The sequence below is a fragment of the Streptomyces sp. SCSIO ZS0520 genome (genome assembly GCF_025643355.1).
GTDB lineage: Bacteria > Actinomycetota > Actinomycetes > Streptomycetales > Streptomycetaceae > Streptomyces > Streptomyces physcomitrii.
The window spans coordinates 6,639,677-6,662,365 of sequence record NZ_CP092644.1 but is presented as its reverse complement, the minus strand read 5'-3'; the positions used below and the strand labels follow the sequence as shown (position 1 = coordinate 6,662,365).

The following is a 22,689-nucleotide window of genomic DNA, read 5'->3' as shown; positions in this document are numbered from 1 at the left end:
TCCGCGTGCCGTCCGAGCAATCCCAGACTTCCTCGCACACCCCCCGCAAGCCCTCATCTCCCAGGAGATCGCTGTGACCATCACCCAGCCCGACCTGAGCGTCTTCGAGACTCTGGAGTCGGAAGTGCGCAGCTACTGCCGCGGCTGGCCCGCCGTCTTCGACCGAGCTCAGGGCAGCCACATGTACGACGAGGACGGCCACGCCTACCTCGACTTCTTCGCCGGCGCCGGCTCGCTGAACTACGGCCACAACAACGCCGTCCTCAAACGCGCTCTCATCGACTACCTGGAGCGCGACGGCGTCACCCACGGCCTGGACATGTCGACCACGGCCAAGCGCGCCTTCCTGGAGTCCTTCCAGAACATCGTCCTACGCCCCCGGGACCTGCCCTACAAGGTCATGTTCCCCGGCCCCACGGGCACCAACGCCGTCGAGTCGGCGCTGAAGCTGGCCCGCAAGGTCAAGGGCCGCGAGGCGATCGTCTCCTTCACCAACGCCTTCCACGGCATGTCGCTCGGCTCCCTCGCGGTGACCGGCAACGCCTTCAAGCGGGCGGGCGCCGGCATCCCGCTGGTGCACGGCACCCCGATGCCCTTCGACAACTACCTGGACGGCAAGACCCCCGACTTCCTGTGGTTCGAGCGGCTCCTCGGCGACCAGGGCTCCGGCCTGAACACCCCCGCCGCGGTGATCGTGGAGACGGTGCAGGGCGAGGGCGGCATCAACGTGGCCCGCGTCGAGTGGCTGCGCCAGCTCGCCGAGCTGTGCAAGCGCCGCGACATGCTGCTCATCGTCGACGACATCCAGATGGGCTGCGGCCGTACGGGTGCCTTCTTCTCCTTCGAGGAGGCGGGCATCGTCCCCGACATCGTGACGGTCTCGAAGTCGATCAGCGGCTACGGACTGCCCATGTCGCTGTGCCTGTTCAAGCCGGAGCTGGACATCTGGGAGCCGGGTGAGCACAACGGCACCTTCCGCGGCAACAACCCCGCCTTCGTGACGGCGGCCGCGGCCCTGGAGACCTACTGGACCGACGGCGCCGCGATGGAGAAGCAGACCCTCAGCCGCGGCCAGCAGATCGAGGAGACCCTGGCCGCGCTGCGCGAGGAGCACAGCGACGAGATCAAGCAGTACCGGGGCCGCGGCATGGTCTGGGGCGCCGAGTTCCGCGACAAGTCGAAGGCCTCGGCCGTCGCCAAGCGCGCCTTCGAGCTGGGTCTGCTGATCGAGACCTCGGGCCCCGAGAGCGAGGTCGTGAAGCTGCTTCCCGCGCTCACCATCACCCCCGAAGAGCTGGACGAGGGTCTGCGGATCCTCGCCCGCGCGGTGCGCGAGACCATCTGACGGCTCGCAGGGCACCCTCGTACAAGCAAGAAAGGCGTCAACAGACAGTGATCGTCCGATCGTTCCAGGAGATCGAAGGCACCGACCGCCATGTGAAGAGCAAGTCGGGCACATGGGAGAGCAAGCGCATCGTCCTCGCCAAGGAGAAAGTCGGTTTCTCCCTGCATGAGACGGTCCTGTACGCGGGTACGGAGACGTCGATGTGGTATGCGAACCACATCGAGGCCGTGCTGTGCGTGGAGGGTGAGGCGGAGCTCACCAACGAGGAGACGGGCGAGAAGCACTGGATCAAGCCCGGCACCATGTACCTCCTCGACGGCCATGAGCGCCACACCATGCGTCCCAAGACGGATTTCCGGTGTGTGTGCGTCTTCAACCCTCCCGTGACAGGACGGGAGGACCATGATGAGAACGGTGTCTACCCGCTGCTGACTGAGGAGGGCTGAACAATGACCGTCACACCGGAGATCAACGACCTTTACCCGAGCCGTGGCGCCACCGAGGTGGCTCTGCCGCGCATGGACCCGGTCGTCTGGAGTGCGCCTGGCGCCCCGGGCCCGATCCCCGCCTCCGAGCTTCAGGCTTATGAGCGTGACGGTTTCCTCCCGATCGAGCAGCTGATCACGGCTGACGAGGTCGCGGAGTACCACGCCGAGCTGGAGCGCCTGGTCACGGACCCGCAGATCAAAGCCGACGAGCGCTCCATCGTGGAGCCGAAGTCGGCGGAGATCCGCACGGTCTTCGAGGTGCACCGCATCAGTGAGGTCTTCGCGAAACTCGTCGCCGACGAGCGCGTCGTCGGCCGGGCGCGGCAGATCCTGGGCTCGGACGTGTACGTCCACCAGTCCCGGATCAACGTCAAGCCCGGCTTCGGTGCCACCGGCTTCTACTGGCACTCGGACTTCGAGACCTGGCACGCCGAGGACGGCCTGCCGAACATGCGCACCGTCTCGGTGTCCATCGCGCTCACCGAGAACTACGACACCAACGGCGGTCTCATGATCATGCCGGGGTCGCACAAGACCTTCCTCGGCTGTGAGGGCGCCACCCCGAAGGACAACTACAAGAAGTCCCTGCAGATGCAGGACGCGGGCACGCCCTCGGACGAGGCCCTGACGAAGTTCGCCGACCAGCACGGCATCCGGCTGTTCACCGGCAAGGCGGGCTCGGCGACCTGGTTCGACTGCAACGCCATGCACGGCTCGGGGGACAACATCACCCCGTACCCGCGCAGCAATTTCTTCCTCGTCTTCAACAGCGTGGAGAACAAGGCGGTGGAACCCTTCGCGGCGCCGGTACGGCGTCCGGAGTTCATCGGGGCACGGGACTTCACGCCCGTGCGCTGAGCACGGCCCCGGAAGGGCCCGGCTCCCCTCGGGGGCCGGGCCCTTCGGCGTGCGCGGTGCTCAGGCGGCCAGCAGGTCGAGGAGCCGGTCCACATCCGCCGCGGAGTTGTACAGGTGGAAGGCGGCCCGCAGATTGCCGGCCCGGTCCGAGACGGAGACCCCCGCCTCCTGGAACGCGGGCTGGAGGCCGCCGAGCCCCGGCACCGAGACGATCGCCGAGCCGGGCGCGGGCACCGGCTCCCGGCCGATCCGCTCGAGCCCGGCGCGGAAGCGGTCGGCGAGGGCGAGATCGTGCGCCCGGATGGCCGGAAGCCCGATCTCCTCGACGAGGTCCAGGGCGTGCCGGGCCGCGGTGAAGGAGAGCAGGCTCGGGCTCTCGTCGAACCGCCGTGCCGAGCGGGCGAATGCGGTGACCGGCCCGTAGCAGCTGTCGAAGGGGCGCTCCCCCGCCACCCAGCCCGCGAAGACGGGGCTCAGCCCGCCGAAATCCTCCGGCACGGTCAGGAAGCCGACACCGCGCGGCGAGAGCAGCCACTTGTAGGCCACGTCCACCGTGAAGTCGTACTGCCCGGCGTCGAAGGCGAGCCAGCCGAGCGCCTGCGAGACATCGATGCAGGTACGGGCGCCGTGCGCGGCAGCGGCCGAGCGGATCGCCGCCAGGTCGGCGAGGCGCCCGTCGGCGGACTGCACGGCGCTGACCGCCACCAGCGCGGTGCCGGGCCGCACGGACTCGGCGATCCGCTCCAGCGGGACGGTGCGGACCTTCAGATCGGCGCGTACGTGGAAGGGGTTCACCGCGGAGGCGAAGTCGCCCTCGGCGGTGAGGACTTCGGCGCCGGACGGGAGCGAGGTGGCGATGAGGCCGACAAAGGTGGCGACCGAGGAACCGGCCGCCACGCGCTCCACCGGCACCTGGGCCAGCCGCGCGTAGCCCGCCCGCGCGGCCTCCACGTCGGCGAACATGTCCAGGGGGGCGCCCTCGGCGACGGACTGCGCCGCCTCGTGCAGCGCGGCGACACTCCGGGCCGGGAGGAGTCCCGCACTCGCGGTGTTGAGGTAGGTGGACCGGGGGGCGAACTGCTCGCCTGCGAGGCTGCCTGCCAGATTCTCCATGAGGCCACTCTGCGCCCCGGCCGACCTGAAGTCCATTGCCCGGAATTGCGGGGTATCCCTAAGCAGTCCTTATGAGTGGGCCCTGAGCTGGGGTTACGCAGCCCCGTCCGCGGGCGGGCCGCCTCGCGTCCCGCGTCCGTCCCCGTCCGCCTCAGGCCCGCGCGCCCGTCCGTCTCAGGCCCGCGCGGGAGCGGGCTGCCCGGTCCCTCCGCTCTCCCCGGCCTGTCCGGTGGCCGCCGTCATCCTGCTGAACTGCGCGCGGTAGGCGCTCGGGGTCAGGCCGGTGCGGCGGACCAGGTGGGTACGGAGCGAGTCCGCGGTGCCGAGTCCGCAGGCCTGGGCGATGCGGTCCATGCCGAGCGCGGTGGTCTCCAGGAGCTCCTTGGCCCGTTCGACGCGCTGGTGCAGCAGCCACTGGAGGGGGCTGACCCCGCTCTCCGCGTGGAAGCGGCGGGTGAGGGTGCGCACCGAGACGCCCGCGTGCCGTGCCAGGTCGGCCAGGGTGAGCGGCTCGTCGAGGCGCCGCATCGCCCAGCCGCGGGTGTCGGCGCAGGCGGTGCCCCGCTCAGGCGGCAGCGGGGTCTGGGTGAACTGGGTCTGGCCGCCGGGGCGTACGGGGGCCACCAAGGCGAGCCGGGCGACCTCGTTGGCGACGGCGGCGCCGTAGTCGGAGCGGATCATGTGCAGGCACAGGTCGATGCCCGCCGCGTAGCCGGAGGCGGTCAGGATCCGGCCGTCCTCGACATAGAGGACGTCGCCCTTGAGGTCGAGGGCGGGATAGCGGCCGCGCAGCTCGGCGGCGAGCTGCCAGTAGGTGGTGGCGCTGCGCCCGTCGAGCAGCCCGGCCTCGGCCAGGAGGAAGGCGCCGCTGCACAGCGAGGCGACCCGCAGCCCCGCCGCGGCGGCCGCGCGGACCGCCCGTACGGCGCGCGGATCGGGCTCGTAGCGGTCGCCGGTGCCCGCGACCAGCACGGTGTCGGCCCGCTCCAGCTCGTCGAGGCCGCGGTCCACGTGCAGGGCGAGCCCGCCGGTGGTCGGCACCGGGCCCGGCTCGGGCGTGCAGATGGCGACCTCGTAGCCCGGCCGGCCCGCCACGTCGACCTTGGAGAAGAGGAGTTCGGGGATCGCCAGATTGAACATGGACAGCGGGGCCGGGGCGACGACCGCGACCCGGTGCGGCCGCCGCCCGCCCTCCCGCGGCTCGGCGGACGGCGGCCCGCCCGGCACGGGTGACCCCGGCTCGGCGGCCGTACGGACAGGGGCGTCGGTCGGATGCGTCATGATGGCCAGAACCTCCGGAGCCATGGCGTTCAGGCCACTACTGTACGGGGCCGCGCCCGGCGAACCTGAGGGCATGTCCGCGAAGATCACCGCACGGCCCGTCCCCGGCGCCCCGCCGCGCCCCCGCCACCTCTCCCCCGGCGGCACCCTGCTCGCCGCCCTCCTCGGCTTCGGCCTGATCACCCTCGACGCCACGGTCGTCACCGTCGCGCTGCCCGCCATCGGCGATCGGCTCGGCGGCGGAATGGCCGGACTCCAGTGGGTGGTCGACGGCTATACGCTCCCCTTCGCCGCCCTGATGCTCTCCACCGGCGCCTTCGCCGACCGGGCGGGCGCCACCCGGGCCTTCGCCCTCGGCGTCGCCCTGTTCACCCTCGCCTCCGCCGCCTGCGGCGCGGCCCCGACCCTGCCGGTGCTGCTCGCCGCCCGCGTGGTGCAGGGCGTCGGCGCGGCCGTGGTGCTGCCCGCCTCGCTCGCCCTGGTCCGGGGCGCCTATCCGGACCCCGCCCGGCGGGCCCGCGCGGTGGCGCTCTGGGCGGCGGGCGGCTCGGTCGCGGTGGCGCTCGGTCCGGTCGCGGGCGGCGCGCTCACCACCTTCTGGGACTGGCGCGCCCTGTTCCTGCTCAACCTGCCCGTGGGCGCCCTCGTCCTGCTGCTCCTGCGCCGGGCCCCGGCGGCGACGCGACGGCCCGCCCCGGTGGACCTGCCCGGGCAGCTGCTCGCCGTCCTCGCCCTGACCGCGCTGACCTTCGCCGTCATCGAGCGGGGCGGCACCGGACTGCTCGCGCTCGCCCTCGCGGCCGCGGCCTTCGCCGCCTTCCTCCTGGTGGAGTCGCGCCACCCGCACCCCGCCGTCCCGCTCACGCTCTTCCGCGACCGCACGGCCGCCACCGCGGTCGCCGCCGGAGCGGCGTGCAGCGTGGCCTTCTACGGGGCGGTCTTCGTCTTCGCCCTCTTCTTCCAGCGGGTGCAGGGGCACTCGGCGCTCTACGCGGGCCTGATGTTCCTGCCGATGACGGGCCTGATCTCGGCGGTGAACCTGCTCTCCGGGCGGCTCGCCGGACGCCTCGGCCCGCGCCCGCCGATGCTGGCGGGCCAGCTCCTCGCGGTGGCCGGGCTGCTCCTGCTCCTGCTGGTCGGCGCGGACACCCCGGGCGGACTGCTCGCGCTCGCCCTGGTCCCGCTGGCCCTCGGCTGCGCGCTCACCATCCCGCCGCTGACCGCCGCCATGATGGACGCGGTGCCCGCCGAGCGCGCGGGCCTCGCCGCCGGGGTGCTGAACTCCGCCCGGCAGGTGGCGGGCGGCCTCGGCATCGCCGGGATCGGCTCGCTCGTCGCGGGCGGCGGCACCGGCGGCACCACCACCGGCGCGGACTTCACCTCGGGCCTGCACACCGGACTGCTGGCCGCCGCCGCGCTGCTCGCCCTGACCGCGGCGGCCACCTGGCGGCTGCCCCGCCGCCGGGCCGCCCATCGGGAGGCGGGCGTTGTCAGTGGCAGCGCCTAGGCTTCCGCAGCAAGCCCGGGGTCGCAGAACGCGGCGCCCGGCAAGCCGTCTCCACAATCCGTATCCGTACGCCCGTATTTCGGGCTCCCACCCGCCCCACGGAGGCCCGATGGACGTCGCCCTGCGCCCGGTGCACGACAGTGACCTGCCGGTCTTCTTCCGGCAGCAGACCGACCCCGAGTCGGTGCGGATGGCCGCCTTCGGCCCCGAGGAGTACGCGGACCGCGACCGCTTCGACGCGCACTGGGCGCGGATACGGGCGGTCCCGTCGAGCGACGTGCTGCGCACGGTGCTGCTCGACGGGGACGTGGTCGGCAGCGTCGCGGTCTACGGCCCGCCGCAGGAGCGCGAGGTGACGTACTGGATCGACCGGTACTACTGGGGACGCGGGGTGGCGACGGCCGCGCTGCGCGCCCTGCTCAGCGAGGTGTCCGAACGCCCGCTGCGGGCCCGCGCGGCGGCAGACAACGCGGGCTCGCGGCGGGTCCTGGAGAAGTGCGGATTCCGCCTCGTCGCCCGGGACCGGGGCTTCGCGCACGGCCGGGGCGAGGAGACCGAGGAGGTGGTGCTGCGGCTGGACTCCTAGGCGGTGGGACCGGGATCGGCAGGCTGCCGTGACCACCGCCCACCCGGCCGGGCCCGCCGGGCGGACCCGGCCCGCGGTCAGCGCCGCCCGGCTCCCGTACGCCCGAGTCGGCCGCGCCCGGGCTCAGTCGACGCCGAGCACCTGCTTGACCGGGTCGATGGCGAAGTAGACGACGAAGAGCGCGGCGGTCGCCCAGAGCAGCCAGTGCACCGAACGGGCCTTGCCGAGCACGGCCTTGAGGACCACGAAGGAGACGAAACCGGCGCCGATGCCATTGGTGATCGAGTAGGTGAAGGGCATCACGGCGATGGTCAGGAAGGCGGGCACGGCGATCTCCGGCTGCTGCCAGTCGATCCGGCCGACCTGCGCCATCATCAGGAAGCCCACGGCGATCAGCGCGGGCGCGGCGGCCTGCATCGGCACGATGGTCAGCAGCGGCGTCAGGAAGAGCGCCAGGCCGAACATGCCGCCGGTGACCAGGTTGGCGAAGCCGGTGCGCGCCCCCTCGCCGACGCCCGCCGCCGACTCGATGTACGAGGTGCTGGAGGAGGCCGAGGCCGCCCCGCCCGCCACCGCCGCGGCGCCGTCGATGAGCAGCACCCGGCCGAGGTTCGGCACCCGGCCGTCCTGGTCCACCAGCCCCGCCTCGGTGCTGATGGCGACGACGGTGCCCATGGTGTCGAAGAAGTCCGAGAGGACCAGGGTGAAGAGCAGCAGCACCACGGTGAGCGCGCCCGCCTCGCCGAAGGCGCCGAAGAGGCTGAAGTCGCCGAGCAGTCCGAAGTCGGGGGCGGCGACCACGTCCGAGGGGACGGTGGGCCGGGTCAGGCCCCAATTGTCCACCGTGGCCGCCTCGTTGATGAGCACGGCCAGGGCGGTCATCACCACGATGCTCAGCAGGATGGCCCCCTTGACCCGGCGCACCAGCAGGCTGACCGTGAGCAGCACCCCGAGGCAGAAGACCAGGGCGGGCCAGCCGCTGAGTTCGCCGCTGCCGCCGAGCTGTACCGGCACGGTGGTCTCGGCGGCGTCCGGGATACGGGTGACGAAGCCCGCGTCGACGAAGCCGATGAAGGCGATGAACAGGCCGATGCCCACGCTGATCGCCACCTTCAGCGGCTGCGGTATCGCGTGCATCACCGCCTCGCGCAGCCCGGTGACCACGAGCAGGCAGATCAGCAGCCCCTCCAGGACCACCAGGCCCATCGCATCGGCCCAGCTCATCATCGGCGCGATCTGGTAGGCGACCACGACGTTCAGGCCGAGCCCGGCGGCGAGCGCCAGCGGCAGATTGCCGCCCACCCCCATGATCACCGTCATCACGGCGGCCACCAGGGCGGTGGCGGTGGCCAGTTCGGCGGCGTCGAGCTGGTGGCCGTACTTGTCCTTCGCGCCGCTGAGGATGATCGGGTTGAGGACGAGGATGTACGCCATCGTGAAGAAGGTGGCGAGGCCGCCGCGGGCCTCCCGGCCGAGGGAGGAGCCGCGGGCGCTGATGTGGAAGAAGCGGTCGAGGCCGCCCGCACCTCCGGGCCGGGTACCGCTGTCGCTCACCGGGCTGCTGCTCCTGGCCATGCACGCTCCTCGCTCCGGGGCCCGCGGGCCCGCTCGGGGACGGACGGATTCCGTCTGCGGCCGGATTGTGCCGCGCGCGAGGCCCCGGCAGGTGTGCGGCGTGTTACGGAATCGGGCGCCCAGCGTGGCCCCGGCCACCGGGAACGTCCAGGGGTCACGCGGGAATCCGCCCGCGCGGCCCCAGGAGAGCGGCGACGGGCCGGGCCAGATCACCGTTGTCAACCTCGGCGAGCGGGCCCGGTCGCGCGGTGGTCAGCCCCGCGGGCTCCACCCCGGCTCCCGCCCGCTCAGCCCGATCGTCCGGTCGAGCAGCGGCGCCCCGGCGGGTACCTCGACCACCGGCCCGAAGATCGGCGGGCGTTCGCTCTCCTCGGCGGCCTGGGCGAGGAAGCCGTGCGCGGCCCGCAGCGCGGCCGGGTCCGGCGCGTACTCCTGACCGGTGGCGCGGGCCAGATCCCAGCCGTGCACGAGCAGTTCGTCGGCGACCACCAGGGCGGCCACCTCGCCGGGCAGGTCGACACCGCCGGCCCTGGTCATCCCCTGGTACGCGGCGGGCTCCCGCCAGGCCTCGGCCAGTTCGGCGAAGAGGCGCGGCAGGGCGGTACGCCAGTCCGCGCGCAGCTCGGGCAGCCGGGAGTCCGGGGAGACGTCGAGACCCGGCCCGAGATTCTTGCGGCCCGCGTCGGCGAAGGCACCGGTCAACTCCACGACATGGCCGAGCAGCTGCCGCACCGTGTAGTCCGGGCAGGGCGTCGGCTGATCGAACTGCTCCTCCCGCACCCCCTCCGCGAGGCGCAGCACCTCCTTGGTCTGCGGTCCCAGATCGAGGATGTCGGCCATGGTGCTTCTCCCTGGTTGTGGGTTGTGAGTTGTGGGTCGTGGGTTCTGAGTTGTGGACTGTGGGTCGCTGGTCGTGGGTCGCGACTTGTCGGGTGTGGGTTGTCGCTTGTCTCTACGTCACTTGTCTTGTCGGGGATGGGCTGTCTCTCGTCGGGGATGGGTCTCGGGTGCGGTTACGGGTGGGTGAGCGGTCACGGATGTGCCCGCGCCCGGTGGCTCCGGCGCGCCCGGCGCCCGTACAGGGGTAGACCGCGCCCGCCGCCGGAACTCATCGCCGCGCCGCCGGGCCGGTCTCCCGCGCCGCCTCTGAGGTGGCCGGGGCGGCCGGGGATACGGCAGGTGCCCGATGCCCGGTCGGCGTCCTGCCGCGCAGGATCACCGCCGTGGACACCACGAACGCCCTCAGGGGCACTCTCGGGCCGGTGCTCGCCGACCGCAACGCCAGGCTCTGCCTCGCCACCGTCCTGGTCTCCGGCTTCGGCTCCACCGCCCTCTGGCTGACGGCCGGGATCTGGGTGAAGGACCGCACCGGCTCGGACAGCCTCGCCGCGCTGTGCGCCTTCGCCCTGTGGGCCCCGCAGCTCGCGGGCCCGCTGCTCGGCACCCTCGCCGACCGCCACCGGCGCCGCCCCCTGCTCCTCGCGGGCAATCTGGCCCTCGCGCCCCTCGTCGCCTCCCTCTGCCTCGCGGGCTCCCGCCTCTGGTACGTACTGGGCGTGCTCTTCCTGTACGGCGCCCTCGGCGCGGTGCTGGACGCGGCCGAGACTGCATTGGTGGCCACCGCCCTGGACGGCGCGCTCCTCGGTGCGATGAACGGGCTGCGGACGGCGGCGGGCGAGGGCACCAAACTGCTCGCCCCGCTCGCCGGGGCCGCCCTCTACACCGCCTTCGGCATCCGCGCGGTCGCCCTTCTGGACGCCGCGAGCTTCCTGCTCACCGCCTGGCTGGTCCTGCTGCTCCGGGTGCGGGAGAGCCCGCCGCCGCGCACCGGGGACCGCCTCGCCCGGACCCTCGCGGGCGCCCGCCACCTCCGGCACACGGCGGCCCTGCGCCCGCTCGTGCTCGCCGCGGGCGCCACCCTCGGGCTCGCCGGGCTGAACGGCGCGCTGCTCTTCGCCGTCGTGGACCGCGGGCTCGGCCGCCCCGCCACCTTCGCCGGGATCCTCTACGCGGCCCAGGGCGCCGGTTCGGTCCTGTGCGGGCTGGCCTCGGGCGCCCTGCTGCGCCGCTGCGGGGAGCGCGGGCTCGCCGTCCTCGGCATCGGCGTCTTCGCGGTGGCGGTGGCCCTGCGCGCGCTGCCGTACGCCCCGCTCGCCGTGGGGTGCAGCCTGCTGATCGGCGCGGGCCTGCCCTGCGTACTGATCGCCGCGTTCACCGCCGTCCAGCGGGGGACGCCGCCCGCGCTCCTCGGCCGGGTCGCCGCCACCGCGAGCACCGTGGTCTTCGTCCCGAACGCGCTCGCCCTCGGCCTCGGCTCGGGCCTGGTCGCCGTGGCCGACCACCGGCTGCTGCTCGGCCTGGCGGGGGCCGCAGGCCTGCTCTGCGCGGGGGCGCTCGCCCGTACCGGAGCGGGTTCGCGGACCGGCGGGAGCGGAGGGCGGCAGCCGCCGGGACGGCCGGAAAACATCTCCCCCGGGTAAGGGAACGGTAAAGCGGGGTCGCTCGTTACTCCTGGCATGACAGCTATGACCCCCGGTTCGAACATCCCCCTGCCCGTCCCGACGGTGGCGGTCGAGGTCGCCGCCCCGGTGCGGCTGGACGTCTCGGGCCTGCTGCTCACCGGCGACGGCAAGGTGCGCTCCGACGACGACTTCATCTTCTACAACCAGCCCTCCGGCCCCGGTGTCACCTACCGCAGCGGGAACGGCGCGGGCCCCGACTCGGTCACCGTGGACACCGCCGCGGTGCCGCCGGGCATCGAGAAGATCGTCGTGACGGCCAGCCCCGACGCGGCGGGCCAGAGCTTCCAGGGCATCGAGCCGACGGCCACCGTCCGCGACCCCGCCACCGGCGCGGCGCTCGCGAGCTTCACCCCGCCGGGCCTCGGCGCCGAGACGGCGCTCGTCGTGATGGAGATCTACCGGCGCAACGGCGCCTGGAAGGTCCGCGCCGTGGGCCAGGGCTATGCGAACGGCCTCGCCGGGATCGCCACCGACTTCGGTGTGAGCGTCGCCGACGAACCGGCCCCCGCCCCGCAGGCCGCGCCCCCGGCCGCCCCCGTGACCGCGCCCGCGCCGCCGTCGGCACCGCCGTCCGCCCCTCCGGCGGGACCCCCGTCCGCCCCTCCGGTGGCGGCCGCCGCGCCCGCCGCCCCGGCCGCGCCTCCCGCGGGGGCGCCGGGCGCCGGGAAGATCAGCCTGGACAAGGGCCGGGTCAGCCTGCAGAAGAACCAGTCGGTCTCGCTGGTCAAGGGCGGTCGTCCGCTGCTCTCCCAGGTCAAGATGGGCCTCGGCTGGGAGCCCGCCTTCCGCGGCAAGGACATCGACCTGGACGCCTCGGTCATCGCCTACGGCCCGCAGCGCAACCACCTCGACAGCTGCTACTTCGGCAAGCTGTCCATCCTCAACGGCTCCATCAAGCACTCCGGCGACAACCTGACCGGTGAGGGCGCGGGCGACGACGAGGTCATCGTGGTCGACCTCGGCCGCCTGCCGCAGGAGGCCACCGGCCTGGTCTTCACGGTCAACTCCTTCTCCGGGCAGAAGTTCACCGATGTCGCCAAGGCCTACTGCCGCCTGCTCGACGCGGCGAGCGGCGAGGAGCTGGTCCGCTTCGACCTGACCGGCGCCGAGCCGCAGACCGGCGTGATGATGTGCAAGCTCATCCGGCAGTTCTCCGGCGAGTGGGAGATGACCGCGATGGGCAACTTCGTCAAGTCCCGTACGGTACGCGGCATGGTGAAGCCCGCGGCCCAGGCACTCTGAGCCGCGGGCACTCTGAGCCGCGGACCCCGCAGGCGCCACGCGGCGCCGGACACCCGTCCGGCGCCGCGCTGTTCACCGGGCCGAGGACCCGGCTCCGCGCCCCTCAGTCGCACCACGGCCAGTCGGCGTCCCGCCCGGCCTCCAGGAGCGGCACCATCCGGAAGGCCGCGTCGCTCAGCCCGCCGAAGGTGTGGCGTCCCGGCCGCCCGGAGGGCCCGTGCCCGGTGCGGTAACCGGCCAGGTTCCAGGTGTAGACCGGGACCTGGGCCGGCACCTGGGCGGCCGGGCCTCCGGCGCCGTGGTGGGCGGCCTGCTCGTCGGTGACGATCAGGACCCGGTCGTGCCCCCGGTAGTGGCGGCGCACCGCCCCGGTCGTGTCGGTGCCGCCCAGGTCGCCGAAGCGCCCGAGCACCTTCAGCACCGACTCCCCCTTGCCGAAGCGCACCGGCGCACTGCTCGTGCCGAACTCGACGAGGTCCGCCCCGGCCGCCCGCAGCGCGAGCGCCGAGCCGAAGACCGCCGCCGCGTCCGCCCGGTTCAGCTCGGAGCGCTCCGAGAGGCGGGAGTAGAACATCGAACCCGACCGGTCGACCAGCACCAGCGTCCGCCCGGGCAGCGCGGGCACGTTCGCCAGCGAGTGCCCGAGGGCCTGCTCCAGCGGGTACGACCAGCGCAGCGAGGGCGCGTGCCGGTAGGCGGCGAGATAGCGGAACGGGAACTGCCGCGAGCGCGCGACCTGCTCGGGGTCCGAGATGGTCGCCGCGACCCGCGCGGCCACCTCGTCCGAGACCCCCGCCTCGTCGAAGTTGCGCAGATTGCGCACCAGCGCCATCGCCCCCATGGAGGGGATCACGGCCTCCCAGGCGGCCCGGTCCATCGGCCCCTGGAGCCAGCCGGCCAGCGCCTCCCAGGTGATCCCCGCCTCCGCGAGCCGCTCGGCCGCGTCCGGGGCGGTCACCACGGCCCGCCGCTGCTCCACCGGCAGCGCCATCAGCGCCCGGTGCGCGGTGAGCATCCGGTCCGAGGCGGGCGGCAGGGCGGTCTCGGGGTGGTGGCGCCGGTCCAGGGCGTACTGGAAGAGCGCGCTCTGGCCGGGCTTGTCCGGGTCCGGCGCCGCGTGCACCAGGTTGAGGATGTCGCCGAAGCGGTAGCCCTTGGCGGCGGTGTCGTACTTCAGCAGCGCCCGGGAGGTGTACATGCGCCGTACGGCATCGGCGACGCCCCGCTTCACGGGCTTGGGCAGCGCACGGCCGTACCGCGAGGTCCAGTAGCCCAGCAGCTCGCCGGGCTCGTCGGGGCGCCGGAGCGCCGAGGCGACGACCTGCCGCCCGGTGGGGCCCTCGGTCAGCCCCGCGTCCAGGCGGGCGCGGACGTACTCGGCGGCGCCCACCAGCGAGGCGGTGCGCAGCCCGCCGGGTCCGCGCAGCCAGCCGAGCAGGCCCGCGGTCCACTCCGGGTCCTCGACCGCCAACTGCCGTACCAGGGCGGCGAACCGGTCGTCCCGGTCGGCGCCGTCCTCGTAGAAGGTGCGCTGGGAGACGAAGTTGGCGACCGCGAGCAGGAAGAGCTCGCCGCGCGCGTCCCGCCGCTGCCCCTTGCCGCCCTCATGGGTACGGGCAGGGCCGGCCGAACGGACCGGCGAGAGGCCGCGGGCGGCCTTCCGGAGACGGGTGTTGAAGCGCGCCATGAGAATTCCCCCGAATTCTGAGCGATGGACAAGCCGAGGAAGGATGCCGGAGAACACGGCATCGGGAAAGCGGATGAAAGAGAGGAAGAGGAAGGAGACGAGAGAGAAAGGGAAGGAGAAGTACGGGGGAAAGCACACACGGAAGTGCCCGAGTTCCGGGTCGGCCGCGGAACATAATCGCGTGCTCTGCCGATTTGAGCTACACCGCCCGAAGCGATGACGGGACTCGAACCCGCAACCTCGTGATCCCGAAGTATCCGCTGCCTGCGCACCGGACACCCCGTGTGTACCTCCCGAGTTCAACCCGGCCGCGGTCGGTCTCCTGGAGAGAGAAGTAACCGCGGCCCACGCACCGGGAGGCGCATGCATTCAGTTGTCCAGAGATCAAGGCCGGCTGGACCGACGATGGTGCTCTGCCCCTGAGCTACACCGGCATGGAGTGCCGGTGGCAGGACTCGAACCTGCGACCTCCCCATGAGGAGTGGAAGTAGGTCCCGCCTTCGCACCTGGACGAGTAGAACTCTAGAAGGCGGACTGCGCACGGGGCGAAGGGTTTTACGACCGCCACTGACGACGGGAGTCCCGGGCCGTACGGCAGGACGCGGCCGCCGCCCGCCGGAGGATCCGGGGGCGGCGGCAGGGTGCGATGCCGGAGCGGCTCAACCGCGGGGCTGGCGCTTCCAGGGGCCGGTGACGGCGAGCATGATGCCGGGGGTCTGGATGTTGGCGAAGAGGGTGCGCCCGTCCGGCGAGAAGGTCACCCCGGTGAACTCGCTGTACTCGGGCTCGTCCTCGGTGCCGTTGTTGAGCTGGTTGCGGGCGAGCGGATAGGTGCGCCCGCTCTCGGTGGCGCCGAACAGGTGCTGGACGCCCTCGCCGTCCTCGGCGACGACCAGTCCGCCGTACGGGGAGACGGTGATGTTGTCCGGCCCGTCGAAGCTCTCCTCGCCGCCCGGGGTCCCGCGCTCCGCCCCCTGGCTCCGGTCCGCGCCGAGCAGCACCTTCAGGGTGAGGGTGCGGCGGCCCGGGTGGTAGAACCAGACCTGCCCGTCGTGGCGGCGGGGGCTCTCCTCACGGGCGTAGGAGGAGACCAGGTAGACGCCGCCGTCGCCCCACCACATGCCTTCGAGCTTGCGGGCGCGGGTCACCTCGCCCGCCCCGAACTGCTTGCGCACCGAGACCTCGCGGGCGTCGCGGTCGGGGACGTCGATCCAGTCCACTCCGTAGACGGTGCCGATCCGGGTGGCCCGGGACAGATCGTCGACAAAGCGACCGCCCGAGTCGAAGCACTTGAAGGCCTGGAGCACGCCCGCGTCGTCCGCGAGCCGGGCCAGCATGCCGCGGCCGTGCCGGAAGCCGCCGGGCGGACTCCAGCGGTAGAGCAGCCCGTTGGGGTTGTCGGCGTCCTCGGTCAGATAGAGGTGCCCGCGGCGGCCGTCGACCACCACGGCCTCGTGCGCGTAGCGGCCGAGCGCCTTGAGCGGCTCGGGGTCGCGGTTGGCCCGGGCGTCCTCGGGGTCGACCTCGAAGACGTAGCCGTGGTCCTTGGTCATGCCGTTCTGGCCGGCCCGGTCCTCGGTCTCCTCGCAGGTGAGCCAGGTGCCCCAAGGGGTGCTGCCGCCCGCGCAGTTGGTGGAGGTGCCCGCGATGCCGACCCACTCGGCCGTCTCGCCGTGCGGCCGCACCTCCAGTACGGTGCAGCCGCCCGCGGCGGCGGGGTCGTAGACCAGGCCCTCGGTGAGCGGGACGGGGTGCGGCCAGTCGACGCGCGGGCCCTTCAGCTCGTGGTTGGTGACCAGGAGGGTGGCGCTCCGGCGGCCCGCGAAGGCGGCGGTGCCGTCCTGGTTCGAGGGCGTGAACTCGCCGCTCTCCAGGCGGGTCCGCCCCGCCCTGGCCAGCACCCGGTACGAGAACCCGGCCGGGAGCGCGAGCAGCCCCTCGGGGTCGTCGAGCAGCGGACCGTAGCCGACGTCGTGGTGGCCGGGTCCGCCGTGGCCGTGCCCGTCCTGGCCGTGCCCGCCGTGCTCCTCGCCGGTTCCGGAGACCTCGGTGTCCTGTGCGGCGAGGGCGCCCGGCGCGGTGGCGAGGACGCCGACGGCACCGGTGAGCGCGACTCCGGCACCGGCCCGCGCCGAACGCCTGCCGAAGTCCCTGCGGGTGAGCGGCATGAATACTCCCTGTGACCTGGGGCCTGCGAGTGCCGACCGGCAACCGGAAACCGGCGATCAGCAGCCGACGACCGGCGCCTTGCCAGCGGCCGAGCTTCGGCTTCGGCTTCGGCTTCGGCTTCGGCCCCAGGCTGGCGCCCGCACATGGACGGGAGCTGAACGGCGGCGGAAGGGAGCGGATCGGCCGGCCGGACTCCGGGCGCACGCCGACGGAGCCGCAGGGCACCCTCACCCGTACCCGCGAACGAGCCGCCCGGCGCGCCGCAGATCCCCTTCCGGCAGGGCGCCACGAAGAGCCGCGGCAGCCCCCTTCCGAGCGCGCCGCGACGACGGCCTCAGATCCCCTTCTGCGAGCGCGCCTTGAACGCGGCCTTGCGGGCCTCCTTGGCGACCTTCTTGTCGGGGTGCAGACGCCCCATGGCCTCCAGGACCTTCGCCGTGTCCGGGTGGTCGACCCGCCAGACGGTGTCGAAGAAGCCGCTGTGCTGCTGGGCCAGGCCCTCCACCAGGGCGCGCAGTTCGGGGGAGTTCCCCTCGGCATCGAGCTGCGCGGCCAGGGTGTCCACGGTCAGCCAGAAGATCATCGACTCGGAGGGCGGCGGCACGTCCGCGGCCCCGTGCTCGGCGAGCCAGACCCGGGCCAGGCCGCCCAGCTCGGGGTCGCCCAGCACCTCGCGCAGCGCCGGTTCGGCCGAGGCGTCGACCAGCGAGAGCGCCTGCTGGCAGCGCAACCGGCGCAGCGGTGCGCCCTCGTCGCCCCCGCGCGCCGCCGCGAGCAGCTCACGCGCCGCGCCGAGGGTCTCGCGCCGCCCGAGCCACTGCTCGATCTCGCTCTGCGCGGCGGCCTGCGGATACCCGGAGGTGCCCGTGAGCAGGGCGTCCGCGCCCTTGTCCGCGAGGTCGCCGACGAGCGGGGCGGCGATCCCGGCCTCGGCAAGGCGGGTCCGCATCCCGTACAGCCCGAGCGGGGTCAGCCGGACCATGCCGTACCGGGAGATGTCGGACTCGTCGACCTGGGCGGGGAGTTCCTCGCCGTCGTCCTCCACGAGGAGCGCCTCGTCGACCGGCTGGAACTCCACCAAGCCGATGGGCTCGATCAGCTGGAACTGCTCGTCCAGGCGGACCATCGCCTCGGAGACCTCTTCGAGGATCTCGTCGCTGGGCTGCTCCATGCCCTCGGGCACCAGCATCGAGGCGGCGAGCACGGGCAGCGGTACGGCGCTCTCCTCGGCGGGCCCCTCCTCGCCGACGGTCATCAGATAGAGGTTGCCGAGCACCCCGTCCAGGAAGTCGGCCTCCGACTCCGGGTCCCAGTCCAGGCTGCCCAGGTCGAGGGTGCCGTCCTCGCCGACCGAGCCCGCGAGGTCCTCCAGGTCGGGTACCGAGGCGTCGGCGAGGGTGGCCTCCAGGGCGGTCAGCCAGAGGTGCAGTACGTCGTCCGGGGAGCCGGAGGTGAGGCTCGCGAGGGCGTCCCCGGTGGTGACGGTGCCCTCCTCCTCGTCGGCGATCTCCACCAGTCCGCAGTCCACCGCGATACGCCAGGCCCCGGCGGCGTGCGCGGGGCCGTCGCCGTCCGGGTCCGCAGCCGGGGTGAAGCCCAACTCCTCGGCCGCCGCGGGCAGTTGCTCGTCGATGAGTTCGCCGCCCGCTCCTACCCGGGTGGTCCCGTCCGCCCACCGGGCCAGCCGTGCCGCGCGGGAGAGCAGCGGGGTCGCGAGCGCGTCCCGGGCGAGTTCCGCTGCGGGGCGCAGCCGCACCGGCGGCAGGGGGGAGCTATCTGACATCGGACGGTTCTCCTCCGGATGACGTGTCGACAGATCAGCCTAGACGCCCACGACGGCCTTTTCTCCCAGGCCGCCCGCTTCACGGGAGCTTCGATCGCCGTACATCCGGGAAACCTTGACAACTGGTGTACATGCGCACGAGATTGACGCGCGTAGAAATCGAACGCCGGTCACGGCCACGCCTGTGGCCACGGACGCGGCCACGGCCCCGGGCCCCGGGCCCCGGACAGAGCCCGCTCCCCGGCCGTCCCGCGTCCCGTCCATCCACCCTCCCGTCCCGCATTCATCTCCGTCCCGTATCCGCCTCCATCCCGTGTTCGTGTTCGTCTCCGTCCCGATCTCCGTCCCCGGAGGGATTCCCTTGCCCAGCAAGACCTCGTGGCGCCTCGCCGCACTCACCGTCGCCGCCGTCAGCACCGCCGCGGGCGCCGTGGCGCTCTCCTCGCCCGCCTCGGCCGACGAGGTGCGCGTCCACGACATCCAGGGCGCCACCCGGCTCTCCCCGCTCGCGGGCAAGCAGGTCACCGAGGTGCCGGGCATCGTCACCGGCGTCCGCGCCTACGGCTCCTCGAAGGGCTTCTGGTTCCAGGATCCGCAGGCCGACCGCGACCCGGCCACCAGCGAGGGCATCTTCGTCTTCACCGGCTCCGCGCCGAAGGTCGCCACCGGCGACGCGGTACGGGTCAGCGGCACCGTCACCGAGTACGTGCCCGGCGGCGCCGAGAGCGGCAACCAGTCGCTCACCCAGATCAGCAAGCCCACCGTGACCGTGGACTCCTCCGGCAACCCGCTGCCGAAGGCCGCCGTGCTCGACGCGCGCAGCCTGCCCGACCGCTACGCGCCCCGGGGGGAGGACTCCGCCGAGGGCTCGGTCAACGACCTCCCGCTGCGCCCGGACCGCTACGCCCTGGACCGCTACGAGTCCCTGGAGGGCATGAACGTCCGCATCGGCACCTCCCGGGTGGTCACCGCCACCGACGCCTACGCCGAGTTGTGGGTCACCGTGAAGCCGCACGAGCGGCCCACGGCCCGCGGCGGCGCCCTCTACAACGGCTACGCGGCGCAGAACACCGGCCGCCTCCAGATCCAGTCCCTGGTCCCGGCCGCCGAGCAGCCCTTCCCCACCGCGAACGTCGGCGACAGCCTGCGCGGACGCACCGAAGGCCCCCTGGACTACAGCCAGTTCGGCGGCTACACGCTCACCGCCCGCACCCTCGGCACCGTCGAGGACAAGGGCCTGGAGCGCGAGCGCACCCGCCCGCAGAAGGACCGCGAGCTGGCGGTGGCCACGTACAACGTCGAGAACCTCGACCCGGCCGACCCCCAGGAGAAGTTCGACCGGCTCGCGGAGGGCGTGGTCGAGCACCTGGCCTCGCCGGACATCGTGACCCTGGAGGAGATCCAGGACAACAGCGGCGCGAAGGACGACGGCACGGTCTCCGCCGAGGAGACGGTACGGAAGTTCACCGCGGCCATCGAGGCCAAGGGCGGCCCGCGCTACGAGTGGCGCGGCATCGACCCCGCCGACAAGGCGGACGGCGGCGAGCCCGGCGGAAACATCCGCCAGGTCTTCCTCTTCAACCCCGAGCGGGTCTCCTTCACCGACCGCCCCGGCGGCACCGCGACCTCCGCGACCGAGGTGGTCCGCGAGCACGGGAAGGCCGCGCTCAGCGCCTCCCCCGGCCGCGTCAGCCCCTCCGCGGAGGCCTGGAAGGACAGCCGCAAGCCGCTGGCCGGGGAGTTCGTCTTCCGCGGCCGTACCGTCTTCGTGCTCGCCAACCACTTCTCCTCCAAGGGCGGCGACCAGGCGCTGCACTCGCAGTTCCAGCCGCCGGCCCGCGTCTCGGAGAAGCAGCGCCACCAGCAGGCGGACGAGGTCAACTCCTTCGTGAAGGAACTCCTCGCCGTCCAGAAGGACGCCCGTGTGATCGCCCTCGGCGACATCAACGACTTCGAGTTCTCCGGTACGACCGCGCATCTGGAGGACGGCCGCGCCCTCTACTCCGCGATCAAGTCCCTGCCCCGGAACGAGCGTTACACCTACGACTACCAGGGCAACAGCCAGGTCCTCGACCAGATCCTGGTCAGCCCGAAGATCCGCAAGGACGGCTTCGGCTACGACAGCGTGCACATCAACGCCGAGTTCGCGGACCAGAACAGCGACCACGACCCGCAGGTGCTGCGGTTCCGGCCGTGAGTTCGGGGCCCGCTCCTCTCGGGGGGCGGGCCCGCTTCCGCGCCTTCCCGGCAAGGCGGCGGTACGCGGCCGAGGAGCGTGACGGGGCGGCGTACGCGGCGGAGGAGCACGGCGGCGTCCGCAGCCGAAGAGCAGCCCTCAGCCGAAGAGCTGGGAGAACCAGTTCCGCCAGGCGAGTTCGGTGCCCTTGGCGTCCGCGCCCGGCGTGAAGTCGTGCACGGTGAGCCCGGCCGGGCCGCCCGGATGGTCGCGGCCGCAGAAGCGGTACAGGGCCTCGTCGGTGCGCAGCCCGAGGAAGTACGGATCGCGGAAGTCGACCAGGGCGTCCAGCTCCTGCCCCTCGGGCCCGGTCGCCCGCACCCGCGCACCCTGGGCCGCGTCCTCCGGAAGCCCGAGCGCCCGCACCATCCGGGCCAGGGTGTTCGGGGCGGGGGCGGCCGGGTCGACGGGGGTTCGCGCGGCACGCCGGGGCGCGAGCAGGGCTGTGAAGGCGGCGGGGCGCCCGGGGAAGTGGACCAGGTACTCGCGCAGGGTGTGCAGGGCGAAGTCGGTACGCCTGGCCAGGGATTCCAGCTGTTCGTCAGGGGTGCCGGCGAGGATGCCGGGGGTGCCGATGAGCACGTTCCGCGGGGGCGGGGCCACGGCGAGCCGGCCGGTGTGGACGTACCACACGCAGGAGCGGCGCCCTCCGTCCCGCGCCTCTATGCGGTGGTCGAACCTGCCGGGTGGCGGCACGGGCGGCGGAGTGCGGGGATCCGGGGACCGGGGATCCCGGGATCCGGAGTCCTCGGACCGGGAATCCCAGGATCCCGAGTCCGGCGATCCCGAGTCCCAGGATCCCGAGTCCCAGGGTCCCAATCCCCCGGTCGTGCAGGTGAGTTGCCGGGGCGGATCCCAGGTCACCACCGTTCCGCCGCAGGGCGCGGCACCGCCCGGCCGGGGCTCGTACGCGAAGGGCCGCAGCCAGCCCGCGCCGCCCTCGGTGAGCGCGGCCCAGACCTGTTCCGGGGTGGCGTCCACGGCGAAGGAGCGGCGTATCTCGAATCTCCGGTGCTCGGGCTCGGACATGGCATCTGCTCCTCCGCATTCGGCGCCCCGACCACGGTGACGCCGCCCCCTGGGTCCATCCGTCCCCTCTACCCTCTTCTCGTCCGGGTGAGCAGGACCGCCGGGAGGAAGAGGAGCCCGTCTACTACCCTTTAGCACCGCTCCGGAAGCTTGGGTAGAAGAATTAAGTGGAGCTTCATGCAGGGGCGGCCGAGACTCCCCGTATGACCTCCCCGATCACCCCCGGCCCGACTTCCCCCCGGGCCTCTCTCAGGGGCTCTCCCGCACCCGCCACGGCCCCGGCCGCCCGATCCACCGCCCCCTTCGGCCGCGCCCTCTGCGCGATGGTCACGCCCTTCACACCGGACGGCGCCCTCGACCTCCCCGGGGCACAGCGGCTCGCGCGCCACCTCCTCGACGAGGGCTGCGAGGGACTCGTCCTCTCCGGCACCACCGGCGAGTCACCGACCACCACGGACGAGGAGAAGGCCCGGTTGGTACGTGCCGTCACCGAGGCGGCCGAGGGCAGGGCGCCGGTCCTCGCGGGCATCGGGAGCGCGGACACCCGGCACACCGTGCGCCTCGCCCGGGAGGCCGAACAGGCGGGCGCGGACGGCCTGTTGGTGGTGTCCCCGTACTACAGCCGCCCGCCGCAGGAGGCCGTCGAGGCGCACTTCCGCCAGGTCGCGGACGCCACCGGTCTCCCCCTGATGCTGTACGACATCCCCGGCCGCACCGGCACCCGCATCGCGCCGGACACCCTGCTCCGCCTCGCCGGACACCCCCGGATCAGGGCGGTCAAGGACTGCGCCTACGACCTCCTCGGCTCCCAACTCGTGATGGCCGAGACCGAACTGGCCTACTACACCGGCTGCGAGGAGTTCGTACTCCCGCTGTACGCGGTGGGCGGCGCGGGCTACGTCTCCACGGTCGCCAACGCCGTCCCGCGCCAGCTCCGCGCCATCCTCGACGCCTTCGACCACGGCGACACCACGACCGCGGCCGCGGCCCAGCGCGCCGCCCTCCCCCTGATCCGCCTGATGATGGCCGACGGCCTGCCGGGCACCGTCACGGCAAAGGCCCTGCTCAACGCCCTGGGGCTGCCCGGGGGCCCACCCCGCGCGCCCTTGCTTCCCGCGGACCCCGCCGTCACGGCCGAACTACTCCGCAGTTACGAGAAGTTGACGCCCAGCGGCACACGCACCCACGAGCCCGCCCCGAACCCCGCCCCGGAGCCCGCAGCCTGACCCTCCTCCGCGCCTGAGACGGATCCCTCCCCTGCCCGGAGG

At 73.1% G+C, this 22,689-nt stretch carries 17 protein-coding genes; 9 read left to right on the top strand and 8 right to left on the bottom strand.

Features of this window, described 5'->3' with window-relative positions:
- The first annotated feature begins 73 nt into the window (after positions 1–73).
- From ectB to thpD, 3 genes are read left to right on the top strand one after another with little or no spacing between them, the layout of a single operon-like run.
- On the top strand, positions 74–1,345 hold the full coding sequence (gene ectB / locus MID12_RS26960) for a diaminobutyrate--2-oxoglutarate transaminase (RefSeq protein ID WP_040254677.1): 1,272 nt from the start codon (positions 74–76) through the stop codon (positions 1,343–1,345).
- A gap of 47 nt (positions 1,346–1,392) precedes the next feature.
- Positions 1,393–1,791 (top strand): ectoine synthase, encoded by a 399-nt coding sequence (locus tag MID12_RS26955; RefSeq protein ID WP_040254675.1) that lies wholly within the window; start codon positions 1,393–1,395, stop codon positions 1,789–1,791.
- Positions 1,792–1,794: 3 nt separating this feature from the next.
- Positions 1,795–2,691, top strand: coding sequence for an ectoine hydroxylase (thpD, locus tag MID12_RS26950; RefSeq protein WP_040254674.1), 897 nt, complete (start codon positions 1,795–1,797; stop codon positions 2,689–2,691).
- Positions 2,692–2,751: 60 nt separating this feature from the next.
- Here thpD and MID12_RS26945 read toward each other — a convergent pair whose 3' ends face one another.
- Both MID12_RS26945 and MID12_RS26940 read right to left on the bottom strand, forming a co-directional pair.
- The gene (locus tag MID12_RS26945; protein ID WP_411577011.1) at positions 2,752–3,840 is read right to left on the bottom strand and encodes an aminotransferase class V-fold PLP-dependent enzyme; all 1,089 of its coding nucleotides are present in this window, start codon (positions 3,838–3,840) and stop codon (positions 2,752–2,754) included.
- Between the two features lie 138 nt (positions 3,841–3,978).
- Positions 3,979–4,944: a GlxA family transcriptional regulator gene (locus tag MID12_RS26940; protein WP_263173480.1), complete on the bottom strand. Its 966-nt coding sequence runs from the start codon at positions 4,942–4,944 to the stop codon at positions 3,979–3,981.
- A gap of 214 nt (positions 4,945–5,158) precedes the next feature.
- Between MID12_RS26940 and MID12_RS26935 the strand changes: the two genes are divergently transcribed.
- Together MID12_RS26935 and MID12_RS26930 are read left to right on the top strand one after the other, a co-directional pair.
- A complete protein-coding gene (locus MID12_RS26935; protein WP_263171357.1) occupies positions 5,159–6,592 on the top strand; it encodes an MFS transporter in 1,434 nt (477 codons plus the stop codon).
- Between the two features lie 109 nt (positions 6,593–6,701).
- Complete coding sequence (locus MID12_RS26930; RefSeq protein ID WP_263171354.1) at positions 6,702–7,178, top strand: GNAT family N-acetyltransferase; 477 nt, start codon at positions 6,702–6,704, stop codon at positions 7,176–7,178.
- Positions 7,179–7,301: 123 nt separating this feature from the next.
- Here MID12_RS26930 and MID12_RS26925 read toward each other — a convergent pair whose 3' ends face one another.
- Together MID12_RS26925 and MID12_RS26920 are read right to left on the bottom strand one after the other, a co-directional pair.
- On the bottom strand, positions 7,302–8,753 hold the full coding sequence (locus tag MID12_RS26925) for an NCS2 family permease (RefSeq protein WP_263171353.1): 1,452 nt from the start codon (positions 8,751–8,753) through the stop codon (positions 7,302–7,304).
- Positions 8,754–9,005: 252 nt separating this feature from the next.
- On the bottom strand, positions 9,006–9,593 hold the full coding sequence (locus MID12_RS26920; protein ID WP_263171351.1) for a TIGR03086 family metal-binding protein: 588 nt from the start codon (positions 9,591–9,593) through the stop codon (positions 9,006–9,008).
- Positions 9,594–9,976: 383 nt separating this feature from the next.
- Between MID12_RS26920 and MID12_RS26915 the strand changes: the two genes are divergently transcribed.
- Positions 9,977–11,233, top strand: coding sequence for an MFS transporter (locus tag MID12_RS26915; protein ID WP_263171348.1), 1,257 nt, complete (start codon positions 9,977–9,979; stop codon positions 11,231–11,233).
- Positions 11,234–11,278: 45 nt separating this feature from the next.
- Positions 11,279–12,517, top strand: a complete 1,239-nt coding sequence (locus MID12_RS26910) for a TerD family protein (protein ID WP_263173479.1) — start codon at positions 11,279–11,281, stop codon at positions 12,515–12,517.
- Positions 12,518–12,620: 103 nt separating this feature from the next.
- Here the strand turns inward: MID12_RS26910 and MID12_RS26905 are convergent, their stop codons facing one another.
- From MID12_RS26905 to MID12_RS26895, 3 genes are all read right to left on the bottom strand, one after another.
- Positions 12,621–14,204, bottom strand: coding sequence for a TROVE domain-containing protein (locus tag MID12_RS26905; protein ID WP_263171346.1), 1,584 nt, complete (start codon positions 14,202–14,204; stop codon positions 12,621–12,623).
- A gap of 659 nt (positions 14,205–14,863) precedes the next feature.
- The gene (locus MID12_RS26900; RefSeq protein ID WP_263171344.1) at positions 14,864–16,372 is read right to left on the bottom strand and encodes a PhoX family protein; all 1,509 of its coding nucleotides are present in this window, start codon (positions 16,370–16,372) and stop codon (positions 14,864–14,866) included.
- A 335-nt stretch (positions 16,373–16,707) separates the two neighbouring features.
- Positions 16,708–18,156 carry a hypothetical protein gene (locus MID12_RS26895; RefSeq protein WP_263171342.1) on the bottom strand — a complete coding sequence of 483 codons (1,449 nt, stop codon included), beginning with the start codon at positions 18,154–18,156 and terminating at the stop codon, positions 16,708–16,710.
- 361 nt (positions 18,157–18,517) lie between these two features.
- On the opposite strand from MID12_RS26895, the gene MID12_RS26890 reads away from it, so the two are divergent.
- Complete coding sequence (locus MID12_RS26890; RefSeq protein ID WP_263171339.1) at positions 18,518–20,353, top strand: endonuclease/exonuclease/phosphatase family protein; 1,836 nt, start codon at positions 18,518–18,520, stop codon at positions 20,351–20,353.
- A gap of 138 nt (positions 20,354–20,491) precedes the next feature.
- On the opposite strand, the gene MID12_RS26885 is transcribed toward MID12_RS26890, so the two are convergent.
- Positions 20,492–21,421, bottom strand: a complete 930-nt coding sequence (locus MID12_RS26885; protein ID WP_040254651.1) for an SRPBCC domain-containing protein — start codon at positions 21,419–21,421, stop codon at positions 20,492–20,494.
- 203 nt (positions 21,422–21,624) lie between these two features.
- Here MID12_RS26885 and dapA point away from each other — a divergent pair, with 203 nt between their 5' ends.
- The gene (gene dapA, locus MID12_RS26880) at positions 21,625–22,647 is read left to right on the top strand and encodes a 4-hydroxy-tetrahydrodipicolinate synthase (protein ID WP_263171336.1); all 1,023 of its coding nucleotides are present in this window, start codon (positions 21,625–21,627) and stop codon (positions 22,645–22,647) included.
- The last annotated feature ends 42 nt before the right edge of the window (positions 22,648–22,689 follow it).

What these genes read in the sequence shown, in the direction of transcription:
- MID12_RS26935 (WP_263171357.1), top strand. Translation starts at nt 5,159, where the DNA reads ATGTCCGCGAAGATCACCGCACGGCCCGTCCCCGGCGCCCCGCCGCGC.
- MID12_RS26905 (WP_263171346.1), bottom strand. Translation starts at nt 14,204, where the DNA reads ATGGCGCGCTTCAACACCCGTCTCCGGAAGGCCGCCCGCGGCCTCTCG.
- MID12_RS26910 (WP_263173479.1), top strand. Translation starts at nt 11,279, where the DNA reads ATGACCCCCGGTTCGAACATCCCCCTGCCCGTCCCGACGGTGGCGGTC.
- dapA (WP_263171336.1), top strand. Translation starts at nt 21,625, where the DNA reads ATGACCTCCCCGATCACCCCCGGCCCGACTTCCCCCCGGGCCTCTCTC.
- MID12_RS26885 (WP_040254651.1), bottom strand. Translation starts at nt 21,421, where the DNA reads ATGTCCGAGCCCGAGCACCGGAGATTCGAGATACGCCGCTCCTTCGCC.
- MID12_RS26925 (WP_263171353.1), bottom strand. Translation starts at nt 8,753, where the DNA reads ATGGCCAGGAGCAGCAGCCCGGTGAGCGACAGCGGTACCCGGCCCGGA.
- MID12_RS26945 (WP_411577011.1), bottom strand. Translation starts at nt 3,840, where the DNA reads ATGGACTTCAGGTCGGCCGGGGCGCAGAGTGGCCTCATGGAGAATCTG.
- MID12_RS26940 (WP_263173480.1), bottom strand. Translation starts at nt 4,944, where the DNA reads ATGTTCAATCTGGCGATCCCCGAACTCCTCTTCTCCAAGGTCGACGTG.
- MID12_RS26930 (WP_263171354.1), top strand. Translation starts at nt 6,702, where the DNA reads ATGGACGTCGCCCTGCGCCCGGTGCACGACAGTGACCTGCCGGTCTTC.
- MID12_RS26900 (WP_263171344.1), bottom strand. Translation starts at nt 16,372, where the DNA reads ATGCCGCTCACCCGCAGGGACTTCGGCAGGCGTTCGGCGCGGGCCGGT.
- thpD (WP_040254674.1), top strand. Translation starts at nt 1,795, where the DNA reads ATGACCGTCACACCGGAGATCAACGACCTTTACCCGAGCCGTGGCGCC.
- MID12_RS26920 (WP_263171351.1), bottom strand. Translation starts at nt 9,593, where the DNA reads ATGGCCGACATCCTCGATCTGGGACCGCAGACCAAGGAGGTGCTGCGC.
- MID12_RS26895 (WP_263171342.1), bottom strand. Translation starts at nt 18,156, where the DNA reads ATGTCAGATAGCTCCCCCCTGCCGCCGGTGCGGCTGCGCCCCGCAGCG.